This window comes from Thermoflexus sp., from assembly GCF_042408815.1.
GTDB lineage: Bacteria > Chloroflexota > Anaerolineae > Thermoflexales > Thermoflexaceae > Thermoflexus.
In genome coordinates this window covers 1-9,003 of sequence record NZ_JBHOQR010000010.1, presented here as the reverse complement: position 1 = coordinate 9,003, position 9,003 = coordinate 1, and the positions used below count along the sequence as shown (strand labels likewise).

Genomic DNA, 9,003 nt, shown 5'->3' with positions numbered 1-9,003 from the left:
GATCCTCCGGGATGGATGGGGGACACGCCGGGAACCGGACTCGTTGAGGCGATAAGGGGGCTCACCACGCGCGTCCATAAAAATGATAGCAAGTCCTCCCCCTCGAAAACCACGACCCCAATGAAAAACGGGAAAACCCCTCTGAGGGCCCCGAGGCAGGAGACGGAGAGGATTTCACCTGGTGCCAAGGGGGCAGGAGCCTCCAGGATCGGGATCAGGGTGCAAGCGAAATCTCGGATCGGGACCTCGTAGATCCAGGGCATGTCACTACACAGGGACAGCCTGGGCATTTGGATCGATTTTCCGGCCCTCGGGCCCATTCGATTCGCGAAGATAGGCATTTGGGTCCACACCCAGGGATCCTCTGAGGTTGAGGTTCCGATCAGCACTTCCGCTCGGGCGGTGGCCATAGGTAGACAGGTTGGGTGCTGGCCGCTTGGCGGGACAGTCTGTTCGCCTGGCAGAACCGATTCACTGGCCCTCTCGCGTGATCCCCTCCAGCACATTTGCTTCCACCGCGATGCGGGCAGAGAGAGTTCCCAGCAACCCCCGGGTGGTCACCCGAACTCGGGCATGACATGTCGGCGGAGCAGGCGTGCAGGAAACCTCCTCTAGGACCGCGCCCGGGATCCGGGCACCGGCCCAGATCTCCCACACTCGGGCCTCCATCGCGGCAGGATCCCCGACCAGATGCCCTCGGGCGTCCGGGGCGCTTACCTGCGCCCCATCCCGCAGAGCCAGGTTCAGGACCGCCCGCGTTCGTTCGATCCGGATTTGATGGACCATGAGGTCCCGGATCGCCGCCGTCAGCGGGGCGAAGACGATGGCGATATAAAGGGCCAGGAACGGCAAGAGGCTCATGGCGAAAGCTCCCGCCAGTCAGACTTCCAGCGCTCTACATAGGTCTCCTGTCGGACCCGGACGTCCCGCCCCAGGAAGGGGAGAGCGGGGACGAACAGGGTCGGCCGGGCGATCACCGTGCACACCACCCGGCCGCCCCAGGCCCCATCATGCTGGACGGTTACGTCCACCAGGCGCCGCCCTAAGACGGCTCGGGCCGCCGCCTCCCCCTGGTGCAATCCCTGAGCCTCATCCGGGGTCTGGGACGCCTGGGCGGCGCAGGCATACGCCGCCCAGACCGCCAGACTCGCCGTCCGTCCCCGCTCCATCAGGCCTAGGACTCCCCAGAACATCAGGGCCAGGACCGGCAGGACCAGGGCCAGCTCCGTGAGGGCCTCTCCCCGCGTCCGCTTCGGTCGCTGCATCCTGGCCTCCTCACCACCAGCCCGCAGGCGGCCCATCCCAGAACCGCCATTTCCGGAAGAGCAGGGACAGGGCCACCCGCCAGCGGATCGGGATGCCGTAGAAGCGCCCGCCCGTGTCCTGAACCTCGTCGGCACGGGCCTCCAGAGATCGCCGGGTTGGATCGATGGTCGAGACGATCGCCCCGGAGGTCGCCCCAGGGTAGGCGGAGGTCCGGAAGGCAGCCTCCGCCATCTCCCGGGAGCGAACGGTCCAACGGATGGCATAGGCACCCGCGTAGAGCATATAGAGAAGCACTAAGAAGAAGGGGACCATCACGAGGGCGAAAGAGACCAGGCTCTGGCCCTGCTGGTCCCGCCGACGACGTCCGCGTCCCATCGGCTCCCCCTCACTCGCCGCCGCTGGCTGCGCCAGTGGCCTCATCCATCTTCTGGCCACCGATCCGGAAAGCGTTCAGGATCCGCTGGCGCACCCCGGGCAGGGCCAGCGCCGCCACCACGGCGATGAACAGAAAGAGCAGCGCGAACTCCACCAGCGAAGCCCCCTCCTCGTCCAGCAGGAACCGTCGGATCTCCGCGAACATTGCACACCTCCCTATATGGAGTTAAAGATGCCGGACAGATGCAGCTGGGCATGGATGCCCACCGGCCAGCGTCCTTCCTCTAGTTCTTGTTAGTTCTTGTGTTCTCGGAGCCCCTAATTCGGCGGGGCACCTTTCGCATACTTGCTGAAAGGGGCCCTAACGCTCTTTTATGAAGAGGCTTGATCTTCAGAACCCTAGGAAAGCCTCGCTGCCCAAGAACACCGGCATCAGGATTGCCAGCACATACCCGGCGATTGCCAGGATCCCTGCCCCTAGCACCAGGGGCTCCACCGTAGTAACCATCTCGGAGATCCCCTGTTCCATATCCACTGCCAGATCCTGCACGATCCCCTCTAGGAGGGTGTCCATCCCCGAACCGCCTGTCCATGCCAGCCGGGCCATATCCAGGAACCGAACCACATAGGGGTCCCGGGGATCCGGGGTATGGCGATACCCTTCTTCGATGGCGGCCAGCCCCACTGTGTTGTGTCGGGCGATGAGAAACCGTACCCAGTTGGCGAACACCCCATCCCCCTGGGCTGCTCGGGAGAAGGCTTCATCGAAGGACCGCCCCGCCCGGAGAAAGCCCCGGGCGGTTGCCACTACCAGCAGCATATTGGCTCGGAACCGGCGCCGTCGATCAGCGATCGCTCGCGTCATCTCCCGATCCGGGGCAGTCAGCCCATACAGTCCCACCGCCAGCCCAGCGATCACCCCGGGAAGGGGGGTCTCCAACAGCATCCCGGACAGCCCCATGCCGATCACCATCGCCGCCAGGCCCAGCGCCATCCCCCGCAGCCGCGCCGCCCATACGGCTGAGATGGTGGCGTAAGGCGCATAACCGGAGCGGGCGATCCGCTCCGCCAGGTCTCCTTTCATCACCCCGACCTCATCCAGGGTTCTCAGGACGGGCCAGAACAGGGGGTAGAGGGGAGCCATCCAATCCGGCAACATCACCCCCCGATCCAGGGGATCTCGATCCGCACCCTCCAGGCGGATCCGGATTCGAGGCCGCAGGAAGGCGGCCCAGAATCCCCCCAAGGTGAGTGCCGCTGCGCCGACCATCGCCAGCTCCACGTTGCCCATCTCCTCCTCCTGCATCGGCGATGCGAAGTTCGCCCGTTACGGTATCCCGGTCCTGACGCTGATTGCCGGGCTACCCCTCCGGCAGGATGGGATTCCCATAGCGATCCAGGGGGATGAGCCCAGCCTTTCCCCGAGCAATGCCTACGGTCTCCTCCATCGAGAAGTAGCGATCCATGATGTATTCCGAAACCAGCAACGATCCGAACCATCCCCCCACGACCAGGATCGGGTTGAGGGGGTTCGCCAGCAGAAGATCGCGAAACTCAGGGGCGGCAGACGAAAGGATCACCAGTCCTCCGGCGCTCATCGCGATGATCATATAGATCTGGTTCTGCATCCCCCGCCCCCGGGCCCGGGCCACCTGGAGGATCCGCCGGATCCGATCCAGACTTTCGGAGACAGCTCCTACCAGATCCTGAATCCCGGTCCCACCGGTGGCCAGCACCCCCAGCACCTGAGCAGTGGCGGTCACCACCGGATGGCCGTAATCCCGGGCCCAGGCCCAGATGGCCTCCTCTCGCCCCTCGGGGCTGGCCCCCGCCCGCTCCAGCCGCCGCTCCAGGTCGGATACGGCCTCCCGGGCCAGGGGCCCAGCGAGCTCTTTCGCCCGGGCCACTGCCTCCGACCGGGGAAGGCCGGCCCGTAGCCCTCCGGCCACTCCCCGCAAGAATACCATCAGCTCCATCGCCAGCCGGAGCCGCCGCTCCGCCGCCTGCTCCCGAGCCCGGATGTAGTAAAACGTCGCCCCGAAGACCGCCAGCATAATGGCGGAAACCAACCCCAGGCCAGCCACCAGACCCAGGAAGAAGCCTCCTGCCGCCCAAAGGGTGGCGAACTGTAGGAAGAGAAGAGGCGGCATATCGATGCCCGCCGCCCGCAGGGTTCTTTCCAGCCCCAGTCGACCCCGGATCTCCCGGAGTCCCCGGAGGGCCAGCAGCTGCTCCTGGGGCCGGGCGATCGCCGTTAGCGCCCCGGCACCCACGAGCGCACCAATCAGGATGGCAATTCCATCCCCCATCTTTCCCCCCTCGCTACGGTTGCCTTTGAAACAGCAAGGAGGCCCCGATCGCACTGGCCCTCGCCAGCGGTGGGAGCTGGGAGGAAAACACGATGGTGCTCGAGAGGAGGACCCAGGCGATCATGGGCTTCGGTCGCCAGCTCACCACACGTGGGCACCGCCCCGCCAGGGCAGGCGTTCCAACCCCAGTGCCTCGGCCGAGAACCCAGGCCGGATCGGCCGGGAAACCGGGGTCAGCCGCCTATCCTCCCGCAGGAAGATGGTCCGCAACACCGGGCGTTCGCTATCTCCTTCCAGCTCCGGCATCACCTCGGCGATGGCCTCCACAAACCGGCGCATCTCCCCGCTTTCCTCCCGATAGGCCAACACCGCCACGGCCGTCACTGCCTCCGCGAACATCATCGCCAGCGTCCGGGTCGGCAGGTCCCGAGCCTCCGGATGGCTCTGGGCCATCTGGAGATATCGGGACCACACCCGCTCGATGCTGTCGGTGTGGAGCGTGGTCACCTGGGGGCCGTGGCCGGTATTGGCCGCCCGCAGGATCTCGAAGGCCTCCGGGCCCCGGGCTTCCCCAACCACGATCCCGTCCGGTCGCTCTCGCAGAGCCATTACCAGAAGATCGAAGGCTGTGAACGGCACGATATCCTCCCCGGGAAGCCTCGGGCGGGTGAGCTTGTGCACCACGTTGCCTGGATCGCTCTCCGGGCGGCCGTCCCAGAAGATCATCAGCTCATAGGAATCCTCAATGACCACCAGGCGGAACCGGCGGGCGGCCACCCGCAGCAGCGCCCGGGCCAAGGTGGTCTTCCCACAGCCCGTGGGCCCGGCGATGATGAGCGTCCCCTTGCGGTCCAGCACGCCCATGAGATAATCTGCGGCTTCCGAGGACAGCACTCCTTCCCCAATTAGGCGCTCCAGATCGGGTGCCCGGCCGGGCCGGGCGAGCCGGAGGGTGAGACAGCTGGAGGGGACAATGGGCGGCTCGCTCCAGGAGACGCGGATGGTGAGGAAGCCGATGGGATCGGGAAAGTCGAGGGAGAAGGCGCCCTCTGCCGCCGGCTTGATGTCGCTGGGGGTTCGGAGGCCGAAGGCCTCGCACAATCTGCGGATCCCGCCCCACAGGCGGTCGGGGTCCCGGATCTCTCCATGCCGCATCCATCGGCCCTCTCGGAAGGCATAGACGTAGCGACGGTGCTGGATGGCAATGTCTTCCACCCGGGGATCCGTGAGCAGCTCGCAAAGCTCCCCCCAGTCGAGCAGCTCCATGGCCGCTCGGGCCAGGATCTCCGGGTCCACCGAGGGGCCCAGGCGCTCCCGGGCCGCCCGCAGGGCATCGGCCGGCCGTGCCGGCCTCCCTCCGGTCAGCCGCGCCAGATGCGCCCGCATCTCTTCCAGCATATGGGCGTGGAGCAGCTCCTTTGTGAAGGCCTGCCCTTCGATCGCTTCCACCCGGGGCTCAGGAAACATAGACGCTTCTCCTGTGGAGGCTCCATCCGCTGTCGGTAGGCTGAAGGATAGGAAATCCAGGGCCCGTCTGGGATGCGGATTCCAGCCGGCCTGCGGATTTCGCCCGGCTCACTGGCCCTCCCGCTCCGGCCAGACCCATCGGGCCTCTGGCCCGGGGAGCGGGTAAAGGGCGCCATCCTCGATGCGCAGGATCCATACCGAATCCGTGCTGTCTCCCATTCCACCCCCAAAATGGATCAGGTAGAATCGGGTATCCGGCGAGCACATCTCTGGTTCCAGCCTCTCGGGGTCATAGGCCCAAGAGATCCATTCCGGGAGAATCCCGTGGCGCCGAAAGGCCCTGATCCGCTCCGCTCGGGCTTCCTCGTCTCCGGAAACCCGCTCGTAGAGGCCCCTCGCCATGTCCAGGCGATATACCATTGGCACAGGTTCTGCCTCTTCCCCTTCGATCCTTGCGAAGACTTCCACAATCACCCATCGGTCCCGAGAGACACAGAGGGGCAGCGCTTGCCAGTCTTCGATGAGATCCGCCGGGAGTGGGAACTCCCGGGTGGCGCCATCCGGCCCGGTCACGCAGATGGCCTGCCCATTCCGGCACGCTTCCGCGCGGATAGAGGATGGCTCGGGAGCGCTGAAGGAGATCCCGGGCGGGCTCGGGATGCAGATCGAACGGGTTTTAAGTGTCGCGCACAGCTCGAACGCTTCCCCCTGCCGCCGCCAGAAGGCCCTTTGAAGGCTCCAGGCTTCGTCTTCCCGGAGCGGGATCGGCCCCAGCCACCGCTGGCCATCTGTGAACCACAAGTCCGAACGCTCCCGCTTCTCTATTTCGTCCCGCCGATAGGTGTCCACCTGCAACACAATCCAGTTCCCCTCTGTCTGGAAGCCCTCTGGAAGCGGTTGAGGCATAAAGGCCTGCGCCTTCGTGGCCGTGGGCCGAGCAGTTGGGGAGGCCACGGCAGGGGCCTGCTTCGTCGGGGTCCATGTCGAAGTGGGAGTCGTTGTCCTCGTCGACGTGGCCGTGGGCGAGATAGGGGTCGATGTGGCCGTGGGCGAGATAGGGGCAGGGCTCTCCGGCGTTGCTGGTGTGAGGCGGGCCGGGGGCGAGCCGCAGCCGGCCCATCCTAACAGGAACAGCAGGGCCCATCGCCGAAAGCGCCCAACGCTCATGGACTCCCCCCGGTTCCCGGTTTTCGAACGCTCAAGGCCCACCAGTTCCTCCCACGGGCCTGTCCGTCGATGCTGGCCACGAATTCCTCCCATCGGTAACGCTCCCGGGTGTTGTGGTAGGGGTTATAAAGGGTGACATAGCGGCCGTCCGCTCCCTCTTCCAGCTCGCCCAGCGTCACCCAGTGGGGCTGCGTATTGGGATCCTCCGGGGTGGTATACGAAACCAGCTTGCCATCTCCGAGCTGGGCGCCTGGCCTCTCCTGGATCCGCACCAGCATCATGAGCTGTTCCCCGCGTTCCATACGCTGCCGGAGGCCGCGCCACAGCGCCTCCGGATCGCGCTGGCCATCCGGCAGGTGCGCCCGTTCCATTTCTACTCCATAGAAGCGGGCGATCGCTTGCAGGTCTTTTTCCCCTGTGAAAAAGCCCAGGCCGCGCCGGCCATTCTGCAGACGGAATGCCACATCCTTCTGAATCCGCTCTCGGAAGCCATCGTCGGCCATCCGCTCTACGAGCATCCGATCCACCGCTTCCTGGGCTGGGACGGGCTGGCCTAGCGCCTGTAACGCCACGCTCAGCGCCACCGGCCCGCACGCGGCATACCACCGGATCCGCCCATCCGGCTCCTGTAACCGCGCGATCTGATCCTCGGAAACACCTGCCCGGCGCAGGATCTCCGCGTCCACGCGCATCTCAAACTGACTGGCGATCGGGCGCCCGTTCGCATCCACCGCTAGGGGGATCTCAGGCAATGACCCGGAGGGCGTCCCAGAGAGGGACCGGAGCCCCTGGGCAGCCTCCTGGAAGGCCTGTTCCAGGCGGGCGATCCCGGTTTCCAGGGCCCGAGCCAGCCCAAGGCTTCGCTCAGCGATCTGCGCCCGGCGAGACGCCTGCGCCGCCCAGGCCCTTTCGAAGCCCTCCCCGGGGACGGACCGCACGGTTTCCGATAGCTGGCGGTTCACCGCCAGCGCTTGCTGTTCCAGCTCCAGCCATCGTTGCGCCCACTGGCGCAACGCCTGGGCATATGAGCGGACCGCCTCGGGATGAACCTGCAGTCGATGTCCGTTTTCCATCCCCATATTTTTCTCCTCCTATGTCGTGGGAAGGGGCTAGGGGCCTAGGGCATTCCAGGTCCCATAGCCGCTCAAAGCGGATCAGCCCCTTTCCAACACTGGGGCCCGGGTCAGATGGCCTGCCCCATTCCGGCTTACGGCTCGGGTAGCGCCTGGAGCATCTGGCTGACTCCCGCGATCGCCTCAGCGATCCGCGCCTCGCCCGCTCCGATCCGTTCGTCCAGCTGTCGGCGTGCCTCCAGCCAGCGCTGAAACTCCTCCAGCCGTCGCCCTGCCTCCTCGAAGTAGCCCTGGGCTGCCTCCCCCGACCACAGCGTCGGGAGCTCGCTCTGAATGGCCGCCATTAGGCCAGCGAGGAGCTGCTCCGGCCGTTCATCCATCAGCAGGCGCCGGTAACTCTGGATCGCCTCCGGTTCGTGGACCAACCATCCCCCCAAACCGCGCGGATCCACGCTCATCGCTACCTCCGAATTTCAGGTTTTGAATGAGAAAGGCGGCACACAAGCGGGGGCTTCATTCGCCCTCCTCCCTTCATTCGGGAAGATGAGCGAAGCGCGCCCCCTCCTGCTCCTCCGCCGTCCGTTGGGCTTCCACGATGCGGGCCAGATCGACCCCAAGCGCTTTCAGGCTGCGGGCAATCTCCATTCCCGCCCGAACCCACTCCGCACTCCGGGCCTGCAGGGCCTCAGCGAAGGGTGAGCGACATTGCTCCTCCAGCCCTTGGGCCGCTGCCTGGACCCGTTCCAGATAGGCCTCAAGGTCCGCCCCGCCCTGTTCAATCCTCCGGGCGATGGCTAACATCGCATCGTAATCAAAGCGGCTGATCGGCATCGGGCACCTCCATCTATGGACTTAGTAAGGATGAGGACGAGCGGAGCGCATCCGTCGGGCCTGTTCCTCCTCCAGTGCTTTCAGGGAAAGCAACGCCTGCCGGAGGGAGGCAATGCTGGCCCGGCTCTCGCTCAGCGATCCCCGGATCCGACGGCTCATCTCTTCCCCATAGGCGCGCACGATTGCCCCATGGGGAAGCCAGCGGGACACCACCGCCTCCAGAAGTCCGTGGAGCTGAATCCCCTGCCCTTCCATCGCCTCGAAAACCCGTTCCATCTCCGCACAGAGGGCGAAAGCGCGTTCATAATCCACCTGATAGATCCGACCCATGTCGGCCTCCCGAAGCATCAGGTTCCATTAACATGATAGACACTAGGGGTTTTCCCGTTTTTCATTGGGGTCGTGGTTTTCGAGGGGGAGGACTTGCTATCATTTTTATGGACGCGCGTGGTGAGCCCCCTTATCGCCTCAACGAGTCCGGTTCCCGGCGTGTCCCCCATCCATCCCGGAGGATC

General features: G+C 65.5%; 12 protein-coding genes. All 12 read right to left on the bottom strand.

The window, feature by feature from the left end; translation table 11 throughout:
- Positions 1 to 471: 471 nt before the first annotated feature.
- The gene (locus ACFMO3_RS03925; protein ID WP_376789132.1) at positions 472 to 861 is read right to left on the bottom strand and encodes a hypothetical protein; all 390 of its coding nucleotides are present in this window, start codon (positions 859 to 861) and stop codon (positions 472 to 474) included.
- The gene (locus ACFMO3_RS03920; protein WP_376789131.1) at positions 858 to 1,265 is read right to left on the bottom strand and encodes a hypothetical protein; all 408 of its coding nucleotides are present in this window, start codon (positions 1,263 to 1,265) and stop codon (positions 858 to 860) included. Before ACFMO3_RS03920 ends, ACFMO3_RS03925 begins: the two co-directional genes overlap by 4 nt.
- Positions 1,266 to 1,275: 10 nt before the next feature.
- A complete protein-coding gene (locus tag ACFMO3_RS03915) occupies positions 1,276 to 1,641 on the bottom strand; it encodes a hypothetical protein (protein WP_376789130.1) in 366 nt (121 codons plus the stop codon).
- Positions 1,642 to 1,651: 10 nt separating this feature from the next.
- A complete protein-coding gene (locus tag ACFMO3_RS03910; RefSeq protein ID WP_376789129.1) occupies positions 1,652 to 1,846 on the bottom strand; it encodes a Flp family type IVb pilin in 195 nt (64 codons plus the stop codon).
- A gap of 186 nt (positions 1,847 to 2,032) precedes the next feature.
- Entirely contained in the window at positions 2,033 to 2,932 is a 900-nt protein-coding gene (locus tag ACFMO3_RS03905) for a hypothetical protein (protein WP_376789128.1), read from the bottom strand.
- Between the two features lie 70 nt (positions 2,933 to 3,002).
- A complete protein-coding gene (locus ACFMO3_RS03900; RefSeq protein ID WP_376789127.1) occupies positions 3,003 to 3,950 on the bottom strand; it encodes a type II secretion system F family protein in 948 nt (315 codons plus the stop codon).
- 141 nt (positions 3,951 to 4,091) lie between these two features.
- Positions 4,092 to 5,417, bottom strand: a complete 1,326-nt coding sequence (locus ACFMO3_RS03895) for an ATPase, T2SS/T4P/T4SS family (RefSeq protein ID WP_376789126.1) — start codon at positions 5,415 to 5,417, stop codon at positions 4,092 to 4,094.
- A 108-nt stretch (positions 5,418 to 5,525) separates the two neighbouring features.
- Positions 5,526 to 6,323: a hypothetical protein gene (locus tag ACFMO3_RS03890; protein WP_376789125.1), complete on the bottom strand. Its 798-nt coding sequence runs from the start codon at positions 6,321 to 6,323 to the stop codon at positions 5,526 to 5,528.
- Positions 6,324 to 6,580: 257 nt separating this feature from the next.
- Positions 6,581 to 7,663 (bottom strand): hypothetical protein, encoded by a 1,083-nt coding sequence (locus ACFMO3_RS03885; protein WP_376789124.1) that lies wholly within the window; start codon positions 7,661 to 7,663, stop codon positions 6,581 to 6,583.
- Positions 7,664 to 7,791: 128 nt separating this feature from the next.
- Positions 7,792 to 8,115, bottom strand: coding sequence for a hypothetical protein (locus tag ACFMO3_RS03880; protein WP_376789123.1), 324 nt, complete (start codon positions 8,113 to 8,115; stop codon positions 7,792 to 7,794).
- A 73-nt stretch (positions 8,116 to 8,188) separates the two neighbouring features.
- Positions 8,189 to 8,488 (bottom strand): WXG100 family type VII secretion target, encoded by a 300-nt coding sequence (locus ACFMO3_RS03875; protein WP_376789122.1) that lies wholly within the window; start codon positions 8,486 to 8,488, stop codon positions 8,189 to 8,191.
- 21 nt (positions 8,489 to 8,509) lie between these two features.
- Entirely contained in the window at positions 8,510 to 8,818 is a 309-nt protein-coding gene (locus ACFMO3_RS03870; RefSeq protein ID WP_376789121.1) for a hypothetical protein, read from the bottom strand.
- Between the last annotated feature and the right edge of the window lie 185 nt (positions 8,819 to 9,003).